Raw genomic sequence first — 20,024 nt, 5'->3', positions numbered from 1 at the left:
TACTGGCCTGCTCCTTCCGGGCAAAGCACCCGGTAACCTTTGCTCACGAAACTGTGCGCGGTGTTGCTGGGGGGCAGGCTGATCACAGGCGAAAGTGCGCCGCCATGCCCTGCAGGTCGCGGCCCAGGCTCGCCAGCCTGGTACTCGACTCGGCGGTCTCGTCCATGGCCGCGGCCGACTGATCGGCGATATCGCGGATCGAGGTAATGCTGCGGCTGATCTCCTCGGCCACGGCGCTCTGCTCCTCGGCCGCCGCGGCGATCTGCTGATTCATCTCGAAGATCAGCGTCACCGCCTCGGCGATACCAGTCAACGCCCCCTCGGTCTGATTGGCGTCGCGTACCACGTGCTCGACCAGTGCGCCGCTCTGGCGCATGTCCTCCACCGAGCGCCGGGCACCCTCGCGCAGGCTGGCGATCAAGCCCTCGATCTCCGCAGTAGACTGCTGGGTCCGCCGGGCCAGGGCGCGCACCTCATCGGCCACCACGGCGAAGCCACGGCCTTGCTCGCCGGCCCGGGCCGCTTCGATGGCGGCGTTGAGCGCCAGCAGGTTGGTCTGTTCGGCGACGGCCTTGATCACATCGAGCACCGAGTCGATGCGCTGGGTGTCCTGGCTCAGTCGCTCGATGCTCTGGGTGGTAACGACCATGGCCGCCGCCAATTGGTCGATCCGCCCCAGGGTCTGGCGCACTACCTCGACACCGCTGCTCACCCGGTTGTCGGCCTGCTCGGTGGAGTTGGCCGCCGCCTCGGCGTTGCGCGCCACCTCATGCACGGTGGCGGTCATCTCACTCATGGCCGTGGCCACCTGGTCGGTTTCCACCTTCTGGCCGTTGACGCCCAGACGGGTCTGCTCGGTTACCGTCGACAGGGACTGGGCAGACGCCGAAATCTGCGTCACACCGCCCTGGAGATGACCGACCATTTCGCGCAGGTTGCTCGACATGCTCTGCATGGCGCCCTGCAGCTGCCCTACTTCGTCACGGCGCTGTACGTCGATCTGCACGCTCAGGTCGCCACCGGCGATCTGCCGAGCCAGTTCGATCACCTGCTTGAGCGGCCGCACGATCAACAGGGTAATGCTCAGTGTTGCCAGCAGGCCGATCAGCAGAGCCAGCACGGTGGCCAGCAAAATCAGCCAGGTGCTGGCCTGCAGCTGCGCCTGCAGGCTGTCTTTCTGGCGGGCATCGGCCTGATCCACCAGGCCGAGGATGCGCTCGGCCTGCTCGACCAGCCGCACATGCTCCTGCTTCTGCTGCTGCAGATAGGCGGTGTACTGCTTTAGGCGCTCGTTGAAGGAATTGACGTTGCCGATGACCTCGACCAGCACCGACGCATAACCTGGATCCTGCATGGCATCACGCAGTTCGCCGGCCAATTTCTGGGCCTCCACGGCTTCCTCAATCGCCGTATCGGCCACTTCGCCGGTGCTGCGACTCTTCTCCAGGCGCTCGCGCGCCTGATTGAGCGCCATCAACAACAGTTGGTGAATCTTGCCGATCTGGCCGGCCTGCTGCACCGACTCGGTGCCTTCGCCACCCTGGCTGCTCTTGAGCAAGTCGATGCCATCCTCGCTCAGGCCTTCCTGAAGCAGGTCCAGGCTGTTGGCGGCGCTGACCACCAGCCAGTTGGCCGCCTCCAGAGACAGCTGCATGTTTTCGGTCAGCTCGACATAGCGGTCGAAGGCCGCACGGTACTCGGCCAAGGCGTCGGCCACCTCGCCCAGCGCCTGGCTTTCGTCGCTCGGCAACTCGGCGCGCAGGCTCTCGCTGTTCTGCAGAATCGCATCGGCCTGCTCGTGCAGGGCGGTGACGTGCTGCGCATTGCCGGTCAGGGCGAAGTCCTGCTCACTGCGGCGAATCCGCAGTACCTGGGAGTTGATCGTGCTCATGCGCTCGAGCAAGGCCGAGCGGTCGCCGACCTCGCGCAACGCCGACAGACCGGTGGCAGCCACCAAGGCGGTCAGCGCCAGCACCACACCGAAACCCAGCGCCAGCTTCTTCGCCGTGCTCAGGCTGGCCATACCCCGCAGCAGAACAGTCCACATATTCGCAACTCCTTCCCCAAGGTGACTACCAAGCACCCCTGTAGGCTGCCCGACCCGCTCGCGTTCCCGCGTGACAACATAGGAGCAGCGCTTGCCCCGCGACAAGCGGGCCAAGCTAGCGTTGGTGAAATCAACTAACTAACAGTCGTTTTCAGATCATTGCCCAATGACGGCGCAGCCACCTAGTGGCTGCGCCGTCACACGCCCATCGGCCGGACTGGATAACCGCACGCCCAAACCCGGTCGATGACGAAAGGCTGCCATGGGGCTATCGGCCGACCGTCGCCGAACCTTAGCCAGCGCCGGTCGGCACGGGGGTGACGAGGGAAGGAATAGCTGCCGGCTCAGCGGCCGGCGCGCGACTCGCGGATATAGAAGCGCGCTCGTTCGGATTTACTGGTGCAGCCTTCGTAGGCTTCGAACTGCTGCTGGGTCTTAGCCGCTGTCAGCAGCGACAGGGCTTTGGAATAACTCACTGTCCCCGCAAACCCCTCGGCCTTGGCCAGGTCCAGCTCACGCCAGGCCGCATTGAGCTGATTGGCGCAACTATCGCGATAGGCCGTCTTACCGGCGCAACCGGCCAGTACCAGGGCAATCATCGGCAAGCAGATCCAGGCTTTCATTTCGCATACTCCAGACTAAGGACAACAACCCAAGGCTCACGCGGACTCCATTGCTCGAGCAACGCGCGCCTGTACCATCACTTTGCTTCATAGCATAGTGATCTATGCCTATTCCGATAGGACGGGCGGGGTGGCAAAAAGTGCCGCGCCTTCAGCCCTGTGCCCGCTCGCGGAGAAACTCCACCACAGCGGCCTGTTCGCCGACGAACTCGATCCGCCCGGACTTGTTCTCGCGCTGGTAGGCATACATCGGGTCGTAGTACTCCACGAGCAGCGCCTCGATCCAGGCACGATGCAGGCCCAGATCACCCTGACCGGCCTGTTCCTGCAAGGCCTGGTCCATGATTGCCGCCAGCCGCTGATAGCGCTCGCCGCCGAGTCGTTTGACGATGTTCGCCAAGCTTTGCTGCAGGCGTTCGGCGAAGGTCCTGAAGCCTTCCTCCGGCCCCAGCAGGGCGATGAACTCGGCGCTCAGATCGACCACGTAGTCCTTGAGAATGCGTTCGACACGCCCGCTCAGGCTGTCCTCCAGCCACACCAGCGGAAAGCGCTGCATGCCCTGATAGAGCGGCAGCGGCAACGAGCACTTGCCGATGATGCGGCCCTCGTCCTCAAGCACGAACTGCTCGAGGCCCGCCGCACGCTTCTTCAGGATGTCGATGGCCAAGGCGTTCTCGAAGTCGATCTGGCCCGGCTGACTGGTGGCCCGCTTGCCGAAGCTGGAGCCGCGGTGATTGGCGTGCCCCTCCAGGTCCAGGGCGTTGCCGAGTTGGGCGATCACCTCGGTCTTGCCGGTGCCGGTCATGCCGCCGACCAGAATGAAATCGCACTGCGCCAGGGCCTGCTCGGTGGTCTCGATCAAGAAGCTGCGCATCGCCTTGTAGCCCCCGGTTACCAGGGGATAGTCGATTCCGGCCTCGCTTTTCAACCAGTGCTGAACGGTCTGCGAACGCAGGCCGCCACGAAAGCAGTACAGGTAACCCTGCGGGTTGGCCTGGGCAAAGGCCGCCCAGGCGGCCAGGCGCTGCGCCTTGGTCTCGCCACTGACCAGGCGATGACCCAGTTCGATGGCCGCCTGCTGGCCATGCTGCTTGTAACAGGTGCCGACCTTTTGCCGCTCGCTATCGTCCATCAGCGGCAGGTTGACCGCACAGGGAAAGGCACCCTTGGCGAATTCCACCGGGGCGCGCGCATCCATCATCGGCACATCGTCGAGAAACAGCTGGCGATAATCGCTGGTATTGGCCCGCATCACACCACCTCGACCGCGTGGGTCTGGCGCGCCTGCAGCTGGCCGATTGGCTCCAGCGCCAGGCCCAGCTCCCTGGCGACCGCCAGAAACTCCGCCTCGCCCGCCTCGCCTACGGCGATCAGCAGGCCGCCGCTGGTCTGCGGGTCACACAGCAGCAGCTTGTGCAGCTCGCTCAGCGGGGCAATCCTGTCGCCATAGCTGTCGAAGTTGCGCTGGGTGCCGCCGGGGATACAGCCCTGCTCCAGGTAGTACTCGACGCTGGCCAGGCGCGGCACCCTGGCGAACTCGATGCGAGCGCTCAGGCCGCTGCCGTCGGCCATTTCGACCAGGTGGCCGAGCAGGCCGAAGCCGGTGACATCGGTCATCGCGTTGACGGCCGGCAGCTTGCCGAAACGGCTGCCGGGTTTGTTCAGGGTGCACATCCAGTCGCGCGCCAGGCCGATGTCTTCGGCACGCAGTTTGGCCTTCTTCTCGGCGGTGGTGAGGATACCGATGCCCAGTGGCTTGCTCAGGTACAGCTTGTCTCCGACCTGGGCGGTGTCATTGCGTTTCATATGGCGCTTCTCGACCAGACCGGTGACCGCCAGGCCGAAGATCGGCTCGGGCGCATCGATCGAATGGCCACCGGCCAGCGCAATGCCCGCCTCGTCGCAGACGGCACGCCCGCCACGGATCACCTCGCGGGCCACTTCCGGAGCCAGTACATTGACCGGCCAGCCGAGAATCGCGATGGCCATCAGCGGATCGCCGCCCATCGCGTAAACATCGCTGATCGCATTGGTGGCGGCGATCCGGCCGAAATCATAGGGGTCGTCGACAATCGGCATGAAAAAGTCGGTGGTCGACACCACGCCGCGCTCACCGTCGATAGCATAGACCGCGGCATCGTCACGCGAGGCATTGCCCACCCACAGGTTCGGGTCGAGATTCTGCGCGCCGCTGCCGGCCAGGATCACCTCCAGTACCTTGGGGGAAATCTTGCAGCCGCAACCGGCGCCATGGCTGTATTGGGTCAATCGAATGGGCTCGCTCATGGAATCTCTCTGATCGGGTCGACAGGCGGCGGCATTCTAGCAAAAGCTGTCTTGGCGTCGGCGAACGCCGAGCGTATGTTGATAAAACAATGCGTTATGGGGGGCAAACATGTCTAAGCGAGTAGCCTTGGTCTTGGGGGCCGGCGGCGCGCGCGGTTATGCGCACATCGGGGTGATCGAGGAACTGGAGGCGCGCGGCTATGAGATCACCTGTATCGCGGGCTGTTCCATGGGTGCGGTGGTCGGTGGCATCCATGCGGCCGGCAAGCTCCAGGAATACCGCGACTGGACGCAGAGCCTGGACTACCTCGACGTCTTGCGTCTGCTCGACGTCAGTTTCCGCCTCGGCGCCATTCGTGGCGAGAAGGTCTTCGGTCGCATCCGCGAAATCGTCGGCGAGATCAATATCGAAGACCTGCCGATCACCTTTACCGCCGTGGCCACCGACCTGACCAATCAGCAGGAAATCTGGTTTCAGGAAGGCTGCCTGCACCAGGCCATGCGCGCCTCGGCCGCCATTCCCAGCCTGTTCACCCCGGTGGTCCAAGGCAAGCGCATGCTGGTTGATGGCGGCCTGCTCAACCCACTGCCGATCGTACCGGTGGTTTCCAGTCACTGCGACCTGATCATCGCGGTCAACCTCAACTCGACCAGCCAGCGCCACTACCCGCTGCCCGAGATCGAGCGGCCACCGGCACTCAAGGGGCGCTTCGATCAGATGATGAATTCGCTTGGTTCGCGCCTGCCCTCCTTTCGTCGCAAGAATGGCGAGGACGATGCCCTGCTGTTGCTGGAAGATGAACCAGCGGCCGCCGCTGCGCTGATCGAGGAGTCACCACTGAACGGGGGTGAACAGGAGAGCGCCGCCGCCACCAAGTCCGCCAGCGGTTCGCGAATCGCCGATATCAGTGGGCCGGCCTCCCTGCTGGAGCTGATCAACCAGAGCTTCGAGGTGATGCAGACATCCCTCGCGCAGTACAAGATCGCCGGCTACCCACCGGATATCCTGGTCAATGTGCCGCGCCGGGCCTGTCGTTTCTTCGAGTTCTACAAAGCGCCGGAGCTGATCCGCCTGGGCCAGCTGATCGCCCGTGACGCCCTGGACAAATATGAGCGCGGCGAAGACTGAGGCCAGGGACGCCCCGGCTTACTTCGACTCCCGCGCCTGCGCCTCGGTCTCGATGACATCGGCGCTGACCGGTGCATTGGCGACCCAGTCGCCGAGCAGCCTATAGGCCACGGCGAGCAAGGTCGGGCCGAGAAACAGGCCCATGAAGCCAAAGGCCAGGATGCCGCCAAACACCCCAAGCAGCACAACCACCAGCGGCAGATTGCCGCCTCGGCTGATCAGGTAGGGTTTGAGGAAATTGTCCACCCCGCTGATCACGAAGAACCCCCAGATCCCGAGGAAAATGGCATACCCATAGTCGCCCTGGCTGGCTAGCCAGGCGGTGGCCGGCACCCAGACCAGAGGCGGCCCCATGGGGATCAGGCTGAGCACGAAGGTCAGACTGGCCAGCAGCATGGCCCCCGGAACACCGGCTATATACAGGCCGACCAGCGCCAGCACGGCCTGCGCCGCGGCCGTGCCTATGACCCCGTTGACCACGCGCTGCACGGTACCGGCCACCAGTTCGAGATAGTGTTCCGCGCGGTCGCCGATCAGACGCTCCAGCAGGCTGTGGACGAACGCGGCCAGACGCGGGCCGTCCCGATAAAAGAAAAACACCAGCACCAGGCTCAGGGCCAGCTCCAGGACCCCGCCACCCAGCTGCGCGCTACGCGCCAGCAGCCAGTTGCCCACCTGCCCCAGATACGGCCGCAGGGTGGCAAAGAGCGCAGCCCCCTGCTGATCGATGGTTTGCCAGCCATCGACCAGGCTCTGCCCCACCAGGGGTACACCTGCCAGCCAGGCTGGCGGCGCCGGCAAGCCCTCGACCTGGAACCCCTTGATCATCACCGTGGCATCGCGGATGTGGTCGGCCAAATTGAAACCGAGCATGACCAGCGGCACCGCCACCAGGACGATCCAGCCGCAGGTCAAAAGGCCGGCGGCGGCCGCCTGTCGCCCCCTCAGCCAGCGTGTCAGCAAGCGCATCAGTGGCCAGCTGGCGAAGGCCAACACCCCCGCCCAGAATAGCGCCGACCAGAACGGTGCAAGCACCCACAAGCTGGCGCCCAGCAGCCCCAGAAGCAGGATCTGCACCAGCAGGCGGTCGTTATTGAGCATCCAGCAAGCCCCCAAGAAGACAAGAAACGCCGCCATCACCTGATTCACAAGGCACGGCGCGCACCCACCTAGAATGCCTTGTGCGCGTCGGGGCCGACAAGCCGACGGCGCGCATCAGCGAACCTCAGCGCAGCAGGCTGATCCGCAGCCCCGGCGTCTCGGCATCGCCCAGTTCCAGCCGTGCGGCGCGCACCCGCTTGTCGATCAGGGCCTGGCGCCAGGCCGCGGCCTGGCTGCCGGCCAGGCTGACCCGCAGGGTGCTGTCCAGGTTGAGACTGCGGGCCAGCAGCACCGCCCAGGGCTCGCTCGGTTCGGTCTGCCCGGGCAGACGCAGCTCGCCGCTGTCACGCAGCTGTCGCAGCAGCGTCGCCGGAGTGGGCCGCAGGTCGCCGAGCGGCCCATCGGCGCCCAGCCACTCGACATGCAGGTAGGCGCGCCGATTGCCACGGGTGATGCTGTAAAGCGCCAGCAAGCTGTCTTGACGGGGCTCGGCCAGGCGCATCAGCACATAGGCCTGCTGCTCGTCGGAACCATAGAGGATGGACTGGCCGAACACCGCATTGGCCCACAGGTTGCTTGGCCCGCACTCGCGCTCCTGGCACCAGTACAACAGTTCGGCACCCTGCGCCTGCATGGCCTCGCGGGCCGCGGTAAACACCTCACCGGCCGAATGGGTACGCGGCAGTTCATAGGTCAGGGAGACGTACCGCCCCTGCACCTGTACCTCGCGCTCATAGCGCAGCCGCCCGCTGATACGGCGAACCGCGCCTTGCGGATAGGTCCGCTCCTGCTCGGCCGCCTCGGCAAAGCGAACGATCTGGGTACCGGGAAAACGCGGCAGAAACTCCAGATCATGACTGCCAGGCACATCCTCGGCGAACGCCGATACAGCGGCCAACAGGCCGGTCCCCAGAACGAGACAACGCATGGCCGCCCTCACCGGATCAGCATCGACTGAGCGGTTTTCACCGCGCGATCGTCGTTGGTTTCGCGTCGCGGCACCTGCAGGCCTCGCTGTACCGCGGGGCGCGCCTCGAGCGCCGCCATCCAGCGCTGCAGGTGTTGCAGCCCTTCGACCGCAACCCCCGACCAGTCGTGGATACGCACCCAGGGGTAGCTGGCGATATCGGCGATGCTGTAGTCGCCAGCCAGGTACTCGACCTCGCCCAGCCGCCGGTCGAGCACCTCGTAGAGACGGCGGGTCTCGTGCTGATAACGGTCGATGGCGCTTGGCAGTCGTTCCGGAAAGTAGCGGAAGAACACGTTGGCCTGGCCCTGCATCGGGCCGATGCCGCCCATCTGGAACATCAGCCACTGCAGCACCCGCGAGCGCCCCTTGGCATCCTGGGGCATCAGCTTGCCGGTCAGCTCGGCCAGATAGACGAGGATGGCCCCCGACTCGAACACGGCGAAATCACCATTGGCGCGGTCGACGATCGCCGGAATTCGGCCATTGGGGTTGATCGCGAGAAATGCCGGGGTCTTCTGCTCTTTCCTGTCGAAACTCAGTGCATGCACCTGGTAGGGCAACTCGAGCTCTTCCAGAGCGATGGACACCTTGTGGCCATTGGGAGTGGCGGCGGTATACAGGTCGATCATGCAAATCTCCATGGCAGTCGGCACCACCTTTCCCCAGTTGCTTCCGGCAAGTCAAGGCGAGCGCAAGAAAGGATTGAAACAGTCTGCTACGAGCTGCGCGCCGCCCTCGTCATCCAGGTGCAGATGATGGCCGCCCGGCAACTCGGTCCGGCTGACCGATACCTCCTCGAGCAACTCGCGCAACCCCGGCTGGGCCAGCAGCATGCCCTGCTCGGCCAGCACCAGGCTGGTGGGGCATTGCAGGTGGCGGACGAAGGCCTGGGCATGGGCGCGGGTCAGGCGCAACGGTGAGGGTAAGGTTAGTCGACTATCGGTGCGCCAGGTAAAGCCACCCGGCACCGGCATCAACCCGCGCTGCGCCAGCAGTTCGGCGGCCTCGCGACTGACCGCGCCGACACCGCGCATGCGCGCCTCTACCGCCCGATCGAACTGCGCATAGACCGGCTTGCGCTTGCCGGCCAGGGCCATCTGCGCCTTGAGGGCCTCGGCCAGCTTCTGCGGCGCGCTCTCGGCTTCGCCGGTGTAGGGCATCAGGCCGTCGATCAGGGCCAGGCGCGCGACCCGTTCGGGAAGCGCGCCGGCCAGCAGCACCGAGACGATGGCGCCCATGGAATGACCAAGCAGGGAGAAGCGCTGCCAGCCGAACTGTTCGGCGACCTGCAGTACATCGTGGACATAGTCCCAGATGGCATAGCTGGCGCCCAACGGGCGATGATCGGAGTGCCCGTGACCGGCAAAGTCCAGGGCGACGATACGCAACCCCGGCAGCCTTGGCGCCAGCCGAGCGAAGCTCGCGGCGTTATCCAGCCAGCCATGCAGGGCGATCACCGGCAGGCCATCCTCGGGCCCGTAGAGGTGGGCGGCCAGCTCGATATGCGGCAGGCGCAGGCGCACCTCCTCGAAAATAGGACTCATGCGGACTCCTTGCTGGGGAACGGCTCGTCCCAGCGCGCGAACAGTGACTTGAGCAACTCGGCGGTATCCTGCGGACGCTCCAGCGGAAACATGTGCCCGCCCGGCAGACTCAGGTATTCGCCACGCGGCATGCGCCGTACCAGGCGTGCGTGATGGCGCATCACCACCCGGCTATGGCGCCCGCGAACCATCGCCAGCGGCACCCGCAGCTGCTGCGGCCGCCCCGGACTGGTGTGCGGCACGTTGCGATAGATGCTGATTTCGGTGGCCGGATCGAAACGCAGGCGCAGGCTCCTGCCGGTGCTGTGCAGGCCATGTTGCAGATAGGCATCCAGGCACTCCGGGTCGAAGCGGCGGAACAGGCTCTTGCCGGCAAAGTAGCGGCGTGCTTCGTCCAGGTCGCCGAATTCCTCACGCCGCCCGAGGGTGCGCCCGGCGGGGGTGATGCGGTCGATAAAACCGAAGCGCTTGGCCGCACGGATGACCATTCGATCGGCCAGGGTCAGTACCGGCGAGTCGAGCATCACCACCCCGCGATAGAGGTCGGGACGCTGCAGCGCGGCGTGGTAGTGCAGCACGCCGCCAAGCGAGTGCCCGACTCCCCAGACCGGCTCGGCGCGCGCCTCGAGGTGGTGAATCAGCTCTGCGACCAGACTCGCCCAGTTGTCATCGACCGGAAAGCGCGGGTCATGGCCGTGCAACTCGAGGTGCTGCACCCGGTATTCGGGGGCCAGGGCCGCGAACAACTTGGCGTAGGTGGCGGAGGGAAAACCATTGGCATGGGCAAAGAAAACGGACTGGAGCATGGTCATCGACTTACGCAAAAGGATCGCCAGATTGTCCAGCAGTCGTCCCTGAGCAGCAATGACAGAACGGCCAGTGAATGACGGCACTATGGCCAAAGCTCATGGGGCGCGTGCCATGCGCCTTGCCGCGCTGGGCACTCAGGACGGAGCGGGCCCCTTCCCGGCCAAGGGCACTATGGCCATGGTCAAGCGCGAAATGCAGCTGAGCTTGCCGTCCTCGCCGCTCAGGCGAATGTCCCAGACATGGGTCGTGCGACCCAGATGAACCGGCCGCGCCACCGCCGTGACCCGCCCGCTACGCAGGCCGCGCAGGTGATTGGCGTTGACCTCCAGACCCACGCAGTAGAAGCGCTCGGTGTCGATACACAGGTAGCTGGCCATCGAGCCCAGGGTCTCGGCCAGCACCACCGAGGCGCCGCCATGGAGCAGGCCGTAGGCTTGCCGAGTGCGCCGATCGACGACCATGCTGGCGCTGATCGAGCGCGTCATCGAAGGCCTCGAAGCGGATATCCAGTTGCTCGCCGATGGTGTCTCGCAGGGTGGCGTTGAGTTGCTCGATTTCGGGGGACTGTCTCCAGAGGCTCATGCAAGATCCTCGCTATCGCGGGTCATCGGGATAGACAGGGGCTTCCCTCGATCGGGCAGCCCCGGTTGCCGTTCAATCGTGCCAGAGCACCGGGTCGCGCTGTTCGCCCCACTCGGCGAAACGTGGCCCATAGGTGCCCTCGACCACATTGCGCTTGATTTTCAGGGTCGGGGTCAGGAAGCCGTTGTCCACCGCCCAGCTGTCCTTGACCAGCACCAGGCGCTGCAGGCGTTCGTGCTGGTCGAGCGCCTGGTTCACCTCGTCGAGCAACTGCTTCAAGCTGCCTTCCAAGGTGGCTCGACTGCCATTGGCCGCTTCCTGCCGGCCGATCTCGGACAGCACGCACAGGGCCATCGGTTGCGGCATACCGTCGCCCACCACGCACACCTGTTCGATCCGCGAGTGCACGGCCAGGCGGTTCTCGATCGGTGCCGGCGCGACATACTTGCCCTTGCTGGTCTTGAAGATCTCCTTGATCCGTCCAGTCAGGCGCAGATTGCCCTCGGCATCCTGCTCGCCCTTGTCGCCGGTACGCAGGAAGCCATCGACAGTCAGTACTTCAGCGGTTTTTTCCGGCTCCTTGTAGTAGCCGCGCATGGTCGCGCCACTGCGCACCTGCACCTCGCCATCTTCGGCGATGCGTACCTCGACGCCGGTGCTGTTCTGGCCGATCCAGCCGGACTTGAACTTGCCCGGTCGGCCGGCGTGGGAGTATCCGCAATTCTCGGTCATGCCATAGACCTCGAGCACCTCCAGGCCCAGGCGCCGGTACCAGTTGAGCAGCGCCTCCGGCACCGGCGCCGCGCCGGACAGCGCATAGCGCACGGCGTCCAGCCCCAGGCCGGCCAATACCTTCTTGCCGACCACGGGGCCGATCAGCGGCAAGCGCAGCAGCCGGTCCAGCCGCCGCGCCGGCATCCGGCTATAGACCCCCATCTGGAACTTGGTCCAGATCCTCGGCACACCGAACAGGACGGTCGGACGCGCCCGCCGCAGGTCGTCGAGAAAGGTATCCAGGCTGTCGGCGAAGAACACCGTCTGCCCCGAATAGATCGATGACAGCTCGACGAACATACGCTCGGCGACGTGACACAGCGGCAAGTAGGACAGCACCCGGTCCTGCTCAGCGATGCCGAACAGTTCGATGGCGTTGCCGGCGGCGAAACCGAAACTGCCGAATGTCTGCATCACCCCTTTCGGCATGCCGGTGGTGCCGGAGGTGTAGATGATGCTGGCAAGCTGATCGGCGCTGCGCACTGGCTGATCCTGGATCGGCGTGCATGCCTGCAGATCGCTCCACAGGTAGTCGAAGTCGCCGTCCGGGCGCAGCGGCATGCCGATGGTCAGCAGCGAATCAGGGATGCCCGGCGCCATGCCAGGCCAGTCGTCCAGCTTGCCGACAAAAGCCAGCGCCGCCTCGGCATGCTCGAGTACCTGGCGTACCGAGTCGGCAGTGAGGTTCGGGTACAGTGGCACCGACACATGGCCGGCCATCCAGATCGCCAGGTCAGCAATGATCCAGTGCGCGCAATTCTTGGAAATGATCGCGATGCGGCTGCCCTGGGTCAGTTCGCGGCTGCGCAGCCAGCCGGCGGCGCGGCGTGCCTGCTCGCCGACGTCGGCCCAGCTCAACTCCTCCAGCCCGCCACCGGGCAGTGGCTGCACCAGGTAGCGCTTATTCGGATGACGCGCCTCGCGCTCGTAGAACACTTGCAATGGCAAACGAATAGCATCAACCACAGGCCTTTCTCCTTTGTTGTTTTTGTGGAGCCAACCGAGCAACTGCTTGGTCGGACTATTCCACGCACAAAGTCGAGCCGCAAGTTAAGAAATGTTTCGCTGTGTAGTGCTATTTCAACGACTGATGGGGATGCACCAGGGCCAGCAGATCCATTGCCCCTGCTGCTACCAACTCGCCGTCCAGCTCGGCCAGACTGGCGGTATGCATCGGTAGCGGCTGCTGGCGGTGGCCATGAATCAGCAGCCCCGCCAGGGCGCCAACCAGGGGCTGATGAGTCACCAGCAGCACTTCTTCTCCGGCATAGTCATCCAGCCTGGTAAGGACCAGGCGCGGATCGCTGTCCGGCGTCAGCCAGGGCACGGTATGGATGTCGTCGACCAAACCCAGTGCATCGCGCACCAGGGCAGCGCTCTGCTGGGCCCGCACGTAGGGACTGGCCAGGATTGCCGCAAGCGGCCGCGCTTGCAGCTGCACCGCCACTTGCGCGATCTCCTCACGACCGCGCGCGGTCAGGGTGCGCTCGGCATCGCTGCGCGCCTGCGCCTGGGCTTCGCCATGGCGAAGCAACCACAGCCTCACGCGAGCAGGCTCACAGCTTGGGCTCCTCGTCACGCACCGGGTGCGCGGCTGGTGGCACGCTATGAGGCGCCTCACCCTGCGGCGACTGAGGAGTCGGCCAATCGGCGAAGGGCCAGGGCTTGTCATCGGTATTGAAGGTACCGAAACGACCGATCTGCGCCAGGTATTGACTCAGGCTGTCGCCGAACCCGAGCAGACTGTCGTTGGGCGCGCCGTAGAACAAGCGGTAGCCCAATTGCAGCAGCACCGTGGCGCCGAGCAGCAGCTCGGCCAGTTGCCAGACGATGGTGAACACCACCATCCACATGATTCGCAGGAGGATGGATTCGCGCTCCAGTTCCGTGCTTTCTTCGCTCATGACAATCTCCTTATCGGTCGCAGTCAGAAACCGCTGGTGGAAATGAAATCTACGTCGGTCTTGGGCTCGGCGCGCATCAGCGCCTCGATCACCTGCTCCAGGGTACGCCCCTCGAACAGAATGGCATGCAAACCGGCAACCAGCGGCATATACACCTGCTGCTCCTCGGCCTTGGCCTTCAACACCTTGATGGTATTGACCCCTTCGGCCACCTCGCCCAGGCGCGCCACCGCCTCCTCCAGCCCCAGGCCCTCGCCCAGGGCATAACCAACCTGATAATTACGGCTTTTCGCCGACGAACAGGTGACGATCAGGTCGCCGACCCCGGCCAGGCCGAGGAACGTCATCGGGTTGGCGCCCAGGTGCACGGCAAACCGGGTCATCTCCGCCAGCGCACGGGTGATCAACATGCTGCGGGTGTTTTCGCCCATGCCCAAGGCTGCCGCCATGCCAGCCATGATCGCGTAGACATTCTTCAACGCTCCGCCCAGCTCGACACCGAAGCGGTCGCCACTGGCGTAGACGCGAAACGTGCGGCCGTGCAGAGCGGCCTGCACCCGCTGGCAAAGCTCCTCGTCCTCGCTGGCAATCACGCTGGCGGTCAGGGCATGGTCGGCGACTTCCTTGGCCAGATTGGGGCCCGACAGCACGCCGATGCGCGCGTTGGGCGCTATCTCCTCGAGAATCTGGCTCATCAGCTTGAAGCTCTGCGCCTCGATGCCCTTGGTGGTGCTGACCAGCAGCTTGCCGTCGAGCAATGCTGCCACCGGCTGCAAGGCCTGGCGCAGGGCGCTCGAGGGCAACGCCACCAACACCATCTGGCAGGCCTGCAAGGTCGCAGGCAAGTCGGTGACCGGCTCCACGCCGAGGTGAATCTTTACCCCTTTGAGGTAGCGCGGGTTCTCGCGAGCACTGCGAATCGCTTCGGCCTGCTCCGGGTCACGCATCCACAGCATCACGCGCTGGCCGTTCTCTGCCAGCAGGTTTGCCAGGACGGTGCCGAAGCTGCCGCCGCCAAGCACGGCGATGGGTTGCTGTTCAGTCATAGGAAGTCCGTTATGGGCCATTCTCGATAGCAGTCTGCGCGCATTATACGGACCAGGGCATCAGCGGCCAGCCTTAAGCGCGGCGAGCGACCCGGCAATCGGCATCGGCGGGTCGGCTTGGCAGGCCAAGCGACTGGCAAAGCGGCCAGGCTCGGTTAACATGCACACATCTAAACGCGAACAAGGCCGTTGCGTGATCTGCACAACCCGTTTCCCTCTCTCGATGGCGCTGCTGGGGCTGCTGGCCGGCACCCATGCGCTGGCCGATGACCTGTTCGGCAGCGACCCGGTCGTTCCCCAGATTCTCACCGCCACCCGCCTGAAGCAGGCACCGGCGGCCGTTCCTGGCAGCATTACGGTGCTCGACAGCGCCCTGATCCGCGCCAGCGGCGCGCGGGACATCCCCGAACTGCTGCGCCTGGTGCCCGGCTTGATGATCGGCTACCGCAATGGCAACCAGGCCACGGTCAACTACCACGGCACCAACGCCACCGAGGCCCGCCGCCTGCAGGTACTGGTCGATGGCCGTTCGGTCTACCGTCCCGGCCTGGCACGAGTCGACTGGATGGACATCCCGGTGGCCATCGAGGACATCGAGCGGATCGAGGTCTTTCGCGGACCGAACACCGTCAGCTACGGCGCCAACGCCTTGATGGGGGTGATCAATATCCTGACCCGCAGCCCGCTCGACAGTCGCGGCACCCACCTCAAGACCATCCAGGGTCAGCGCGGGATTCATGACTGGTACGCCCGCCACGGCGCCGCCTGGGAAGATGGGGCCATGCGCCTGTCGCTGTCCGGGCAGCAGAGCGAGGGTTTCGATCACGACCACCTGGGCCGCGACTACCGCGACAGTCGGCGCCTGAACCGCCTCAACCTGGCCGTCAGCCAGCAACTGGACAGCGCCAACAGCCTCGACTGGCAGCTTGCGGCCAAGGAAGGCAGTGACCAGCGCCCCTACGGCTACAAGGCGGTGTTCGACCCGACTATCGCCGACGGCTCGGCGGACTCAGACATCAGCGCGCGCGACTATGCCGGCTCCTTGCGCTGGACCCTGGATCTCGACCCCGGCCACAGCCTTTATCTGCAGGGCTCGGCGCAACGCTGGGAGCGCACCCAGGAGTGGCGTGCCTGCGAAGCGGAAATCGCCTTCAGCCCGGAGCTGGGCCAGTTGTGGGCGCTAAACCCGCGCTATGTCGCAACATTCGCCCAGAATCCGCTGGTCATTCCTGTGGGCACCGCTCAGGAGCAGGCACTAGCCAGTACGGTCCAGGGTCAGCTGTTCGGCGGTGCCTTGCAGACCGTATGTGGCGACATCAACCAGAATACCCGCGAAACCCGCTACGACCTCGAACTGCAGGACACCCTCAGCCTGACCGACCAGCTACGCCTGCTCAGCGGCCTGAGCTACCGCTACGACCAGGCCGAGTCCGAAACCTTCTTCGATGACACCCTGAGCAACCATATCTGGCGCCTGTTCGGCCACCTGGAATGGCAACCGGGCGAACACTGGCTGCTCCAGGGTGGCGCCATGCTGGAAAGCGACCAGCGTGCCGGCGATTCGCTCACGCCGCGCATCGCCCTCAACTACCTGATCACGCCGGCCCACGGCCTGCGCGCGGTGTATTCCGAAGCCATACGCTCCCCGGACATGTTCGAAAACAACGCCGATTGGGGCTATCGGGCACGCAACCTGCAGCCACTGGCCTTTGGCCAGAGCGAAGCGAGCTACTTCGCCCGCGCGCTGGGCCCCGGCAACCTCGACCAGGAAATCATGCGCTCACGCGAGCTGGGCTATAACGGGCTGTTCGCCGACAGCGGGATCGCCGTGGACCTCAAGCTGTTCTACGACGAGATCCACAGCATGATCAGCGAACCGCTGCGCAACAATAGCTTCCTGCCGACCAACGACAACGAAATGCGCTTTAGCGGCGCCGAGGCGCAGTTCGACTGGCAGATGGGCTACGCCGACCGCCTGCGCCTGACGTACGCCTACGTCGACGCCAGCGCCAGCAGCGACGAGGAGCAGCGCCTCACGGCGCGCCACAGTGGCTCGGCCGGCTGGCTGCGCGACTGGGGCCAGGGCTGGTCCAGTTCGCTGTTCTATTATGGCGCCGATCGACTCAACGACTACCGCTTCGGCCGTGTCGATGCACGCCTGGCCAAACGCATCGCCATCGGCAGCACCACGCTGGAGCTGGCCGGCATGCTGCAGCAGCGCCTGGACGACCAGCCACTGACCTGGCGCGAGAACAACTACGACCAACGACAGCTGCTGTATTTCAGTGCGGAGCTAGAGTTTTAGGATGCCACGCGCACCCTCACGGAAGAGTTCCATGCCAGGCCTATGGATTCGCCACTGGCTGCTGGTCTGCTGCCTGCTCTGCGGTTCGGCGGCCCAGGCGGCCACGATCATCCTCAGCGGCGCCACGGACCAGGCGGCCATTAGCGCCTTCGGCGCCGCCCTGGCCGAGCGCCGTCCCGCGGACAAGGTCGAGTTTGTGCCACTGCAGCGGCTTCCCGTCCCGGCCGCGATACCCGACACCGCGCGCCTGATCCTGTTCGGTTCCGAAGCGCTGGACTGGCGCCTGAGCACTCACCAAGGGCCGCCAACCCTGATCCTGCGGGTCAGCCAGGAGCAGGCCCGCCAGCGCCTCGGCACCACTCGCCCGGACAATCTCAGCCTGCTCTGGAGCGAACCGGCCCCCGCTCGCCAGCTACGCCTGGCCAAACTGCTGCTGCCACACGCGAAGCGCATCGGCGTGCTGCATGATCGACACAGCGAGTTTCTTATCGATGAGCTGCGGCCAATCGCCGCAGAACTGGACCTACAGATCATCGCCCAGGACTGGCCGGATACCCGCGACAATCGCCCGCTGCTGTCGCTGCTCGGGCGCAGCGACCTGCTCCTCGGCCTGAATGACAGCGACCTGTATAACTCACAAACGGCAAAGAGCCTGCTGCTCACCAGCTATTCCCAGCAACGCACACTGATCGGGCCCAATGCCGGCTTCGTCCGGGCGGGCAGCCTGGCCAGCAGCTACAGCGACAAGGCCGACTGGCTAGCCAGCCTCGACCAACTGCTCGATCAGCCTCCAGAGAACTGGCCAAGCGCTGGGTACCCCGCTTATTTCAAGGTGCTCGGCAACCGTCAGGTGGCCCGCGCACTGGCCATAGAAATGGCTGAGGACGCGCAGCTGACGCGACAAGTGGCCGAAGGAGAGAACCCATGAACCTGAGCCGCCTCGGGGATATCCATACCCGCACGCAGCTGATCAGCGTAGGCCCGGCGCTGCTCCTGACGTTGCTCCTGACCGGCTTCTTTACCTGGGAGCGCTTGCAGGACCTGCGCCAGGAACTCGACCACACCGGCCAGCTGATCGCCAGCCAACTGGCGCCGGCGACCGAGTACGGGGTGATTTCCGGCAACCTCGAGGTACTGGGTACGCTGCTGCAGGCCACCCTCAACACCCCCCATGTACGCTTCCTCGAGGTGCGCGACCGCGAGGACAATATCCTCGTGTATGTCGAGCAGCCCAGCGGCCAGAGCCAGACCAGCGGCCAGGTGGATGTGTTTCAGGCACCGATTCGCCTGCAGCGCATTGAACTGGCCGATGACTTCCTGGGCCCGGGCTCTGCCCGCCAGGATGTGCCCTCGGATGATCTGCTCGGCCGCGTGGTGGTCGGCATGTCCAATGACGCCTTCAATAGCCGCCAGCAGCAGATCCTGTTCAAGGCCGCCGGCCTGGCTCTGCTCGCACTGATCCTGACCTTCGCCCTGGCCCGGCGCCTGGCGCGCCGCCTGTCGCAGCCGCTCAGTGCCATGGGTGAGGCGGTCAGCGCGATACAGGCCGGCAACTACGAGCGTACCCTGCCGGAGTCCGACGACGGAGAACTGGGCGCCTTGGCCCGGCACATCAACAACCTGGCCAGAGGGCTCGAACGCGCCAGCCAGGAACAGCAGCAAGCCATCGACCTGCTGGTCAAGGCACGCGAAGAGTCGGAACAGGCCAACCGGGCCAAATCCGATTTCCTGGCCATGATGAGCCACGAATTGCGCACCCCGATGAACGGCGTTCTCGGCATGCTGCAGTTACTCGAAACCACCGAGATGACCGAGGAACAGGTCGAGTACGCGGCACTGGCCACCGAGTCCACCGAGCACCTGCTGAAGGTCATCAACGATATCCTCGACTTCTCGCGCATTGAGCGCGATGCCCTGGAGCTGGAGCGAATTCCATTCAATCTGCTGGAGTTGATCCAGACCTCCGTTCAGGTCTTCCAACACAGCGCCCAGCAACGCGGCCTCGAGCTGCAACTTGAAGCCCAGAACGACCTGGACCACCTGCAAGTGCAAGGCGATCCGACACGGATCAGGCAGATCCTGGTGAACCTGATCGGAAATGCGTTGAAATTCACAGAGAACGGAAGCGTTCGAGTGGAAACCCGCTGGCAGGCGCTGGATGACCAGGTGCTCTGGTTCACCTGCGCGGTGCACGACAGCGGCATCGGCATTTCGCCCGCACGCCTGGAGCGAATGTTCGATGCCTTCCAGCAAGCCGACACCTCGATCTCCCGGCGCTATGGCGGCACCGGCCTCGGCCTGCCAATCGCCCGCACCCTGGCCGAACGCATGGGCGGCACCTTGCGCGCCAGCAGCCAGGAAGGCAGGGGCTCGACCTTTACCCTGGAGATTCCGCTGCCCTTCTCCCGCCACGCCAGCGCGCCGGCGCACAGCGATAACGACCGCAGCGATCGAGAGCAAGGGCAGGGACAGCAGGTGTTGCTGGTCGAAGACAACCCGGTCAACCAGACCGTGATCGAAGCCATGCTGCGAAGCCTGGGCTATCAGGTCGCCCTGGTCGCAGACGGCGCCCAGGCGGTACAGCGCGTCGAGCAGCAGGATTTCGCCGCGATACTCATGGACTGCCGCCTGCCGATCATGGACGGCTATGAGGCCACCCGCCAGATTCGCCGGCTGGTTAACCGTACCGACCTGCCGATCATCGCCCTGACCGCCAATGCGCTGCAGGGCGACCGCGAGAACTGCCTGGCCGCCGGCATGAATGACTACCTGGCGAAGCCGTTCAAGCGCGCGGACCTGCAGCGAATACTCTTGCGCTGGCTGCCTGCGCGACCATTGGCCAGTGGCCAGAGCGAGCAAAGTACTGCAAGCTAGTCCGAACGAACGCCTGGGAATAGGCTGCG

16 protein-coding genes and 3 pseudogenes are annotated in these 20,024 nt (G+C 64.9%); 4 read left to right on the top strand and 15 right to left on the bottom strand.

Translation table 11 applies throughout. The annotated features are described in order from the left end of the window. Window positions 1-82: 82 nt before the first annotated feature. From AB5S05_RS22205 to selD, 5 genes and pseudogenes are all read right to left on the bottom strand, one after another. Window positions 83-589: pseudogene (locus tag AB5S05_RS22205) on the bottom strand (methyl-accepting chemotaxis protein); the annotation flags it as partial. A 348-nt stretch (window positions 590-937) separates the two neighbouring features. After that, window positions 938-2,023, bottom strand: a pseudogene (locus AB5S05_RS22200) (HAMP domain-containing protein); the annotation flags it as partial. A gap of 368 nt (window positions 2,024-2,391) precedes the next feature. Beyond that, the gene (locus AB5S05_RS12100; protein ID WP_369287775.1) at window positions 2,392-2,670 is read right to left on the bottom strand and encodes a hypothetical protein; all 279 of its coding nucleotides are present in this window, start codon (window positions 2,668-2,670) and stop codon (window positions 2,392-2,394) included. A 151-nt stretch (window positions 2,671-2,821) separates the two neighbouring features. Further along, window positions 2,822-3,922 carry a tRNA 2-selenouridine(34) synthase MnmH gene (gene mnmH / locus AB5S05_RS12095; protein WP_369287774.1) on the bottom strand — a complete coding sequence of 367 codons (1,101 nt, stop codon included), beginning with the start codon at window positions 3,920-3,922 and terminating at the stop codon, window positions 2,822-2,824. Further along, complete coding sequence (gene selD / locus AB5S05_RS12090) at window positions 3,922-4,956, bottom strand: selenide, water dikinase SelD (protein ID WP_369287773.1); 1,035 nt, start codon at window positions 4,954-4,956, stop codon at window positions 3,922-3,924. The genes mnmH and selD overlap by 1 nt, the downstream gene beginning before the upstream one ends. Before the next feature lie 109 nt (window positions 4,957-5,065). Here selD and AB5S05_RS12085 point away from each other — a divergent pair, with 109 nt between their 5' ends. After that, complete coding sequence (locus AB5S05_RS12085; RefSeq protein ID WP_369287772.1) at window positions 5,066-6,085, top strand: patatin-like phospholipase family protein; 1,020 nt, start codon at window positions 5,066-5,068, stop codon at window positions 6,083-6,085. Between the two features lie 18 nt (window positions 6,086-6,103). Here the strand turns inward: AB5S05_RS12085 and AB5S05_RS12080 are convergent, their stop codons facing one another. From AB5S05_RS12080 to AB5S05_RS12035, 10 genes and pseudogenes are all read right to left on the bottom strand, one after another. Beyond that, window positions 6,104-7,186 (bottom strand): AI-2E family transporter, encoded by a 1,083-nt coding sequence (locus tag AB5S05_RS12080; RefSeq protein WP_369287771.1) that lies wholly within the window; start codon window positions 7,184-7,186, stop codon window positions 6,104-6,106. Window positions 7,187-7,310: 124 nt separating this feature from the next. Beyond that, a complete protein-coding gene (locus tag AB5S05_RS12075; protein ID WP_369287770.1) occupies window positions 7,311-8,114 on the bottom strand; it encodes a DUF4892 domain-containing protein in 804 nt (267 codons plus the stop codon). Between the two features lie 8 nt (window positions 8,115-8,122). Beyond that, window positions 8,123-8,785, bottom strand: a complete 663-nt coding sequence (locus AB5S05_RS12070; protein ID WP_369287769.1) for a glutathione S-transferase family protein — start codon at window positions 8,783-8,785, stop codon at window positions 8,123-8,125. A 51-nt stretch (window positions 8,786-8,836) separates the two neighbouring features. After that, window positions 8,837-9,700: an alpha/beta hydrolase gene (locus AB5S05_RS12065; RefSeq protein ID WP_369287768.1), complete on the bottom strand. Its 864-nt coding sequence runs from the start codon at window positions 9,698-9,700 to the stop codon at window positions 8,837-8,839. Then, the gene (locus tag AB5S05_RS12060; protein ID WP_369287767.1) at window positions 9,697-10,506 is read right to left on the bottom strand and encodes an alpha/beta fold hydrolase; all 810 of its coding nucleotides are present in this window, start codon (window positions 10,504-10,506) and stop codon (window positions 9,697-9,699) included. The genes AB5S05_RS12065 and AB5S05_RS12060 overlap by 4 nt, the downstream gene beginning before the upstream one ends. 138 nt (window positions 10,507-10,644) lie before the next feature. After that, a pseudogene (locus AB5S05_RS12055) lies at window positions 10,645-11,092 on the bottom strand (hotdog fold thioesterase). 72 nt (window positions 11,093-11,164) lie between these two features. Beyond that, the gene (locus tag AB5S05_RS12050; RefSeq protein WP_369287766.1) at window positions 11,165-12,832 is read right to left on the bottom strand and encodes an AMP-binding protein; all 1,668 of its coding nucleotides are present in this window, start codon (window positions 12,830-12,832) and stop codon (window positions 11,165-11,167) included. Between the two features lie 109 nt (window positions 12,833-12,941). Then, window positions 12,942-13,412, bottom strand: coding sequence for a phosphohistidine phosphatase SixA (gene sixA / locus AB5S05_RS12045; RefSeq protein WP_369287765.1), 471 nt, complete (start codon window positions 13,410-13,412; stop codon window positions 12,942-12,944). Window positions 13,413-13,422: 10 nt separating this feature from the next. Continuing rightward, window positions 13,423-13,770: a DUF4389 domain-containing protein gene (locus AB5S05_RS12040; protein ID WP_369287764.1), complete on the bottom strand. Its 348-nt coding sequence runs from the start codon at window positions 13,768-13,770 to the stop codon at window positions 13,423-13,425. A gap of 23 nt (window positions 13,771-13,793) precedes the next feature. After that, window positions 13,794-14,816, bottom strand: a complete 1,023-nt coding sequence (locus AB5S05_RS12035; protein ID WP_369287763.1) for an NAD(P)H-dependent glycerol-3-phosphate dehydrogenase — start codon at window positions 14,814-14,816, stop codon at window positions 13,794-13,796. 160 nt (window positions 14,817-14,976) lie between these two features. Here AB5S05_RS12035 and AB5S05_RS12030 point away from each other — a divergent pair, with 160 nt between their 5' ends. The 3 genes from AB5S05_RS12030 to AB5S05_RS12020 are packed head-to-tail and all read left to right on the top strand — an operon-like array spanning window position 14,977 to window position 19,995. Beyond that, a complete protein-coding gene (locus AB5S05_RS12030) occupies window positions 14,977-17,121 on the top strand; it encodes a TonB-dependent receptor plug domain-containing protein (protein ID WP_438943570.1) in 2,145 nt (714 codons plus the stop codon). Between the two features lie 31 nt (window positions 17,122-17,152). Next, on the top strand, window positions 17,153-18,049 hold the full coding sequence (locus AB5S05_RS12025; protein WP_369287762.1) for an ABC transporter substrate-binding protein: 897 nt from the start codon (window positions 17,153-17,155) through the stop codon (window positions 18,047-18,049). Further along, window positions 18,046-19,995, top strand: coding sequence for an ATP-binding protein (locus tag AB5S05_RS12020; protein ID WP_369287761.1), 1,950 nt, complete (start codon window positions 18,046-18,048; stop codon window positions 19,993-19,995). Before AB5S05_RS12025 ends, AB5S05_RS12020 begins: the two co-directional genes overlap by 4 nt. Window positions 19,996-20,024: the final 29 nt, after the last annotated feature.

The sequence above is a fragment of the Pseudomonas zhanjiangensis genome (assembly GCF_041027545.1).
Lineage (GTDB): Bacteria > Pseudomonadota > Gammaproteobacteria > Pseudomonadales > Pseudomonadaceae > Aquipseudomonas > Aquipseudomonas zhanjiangensis.
Note: the sequence above shows the minus strand (reverse complement) of the source record. Positions and strands in the feature narration are given on the sequence as shown.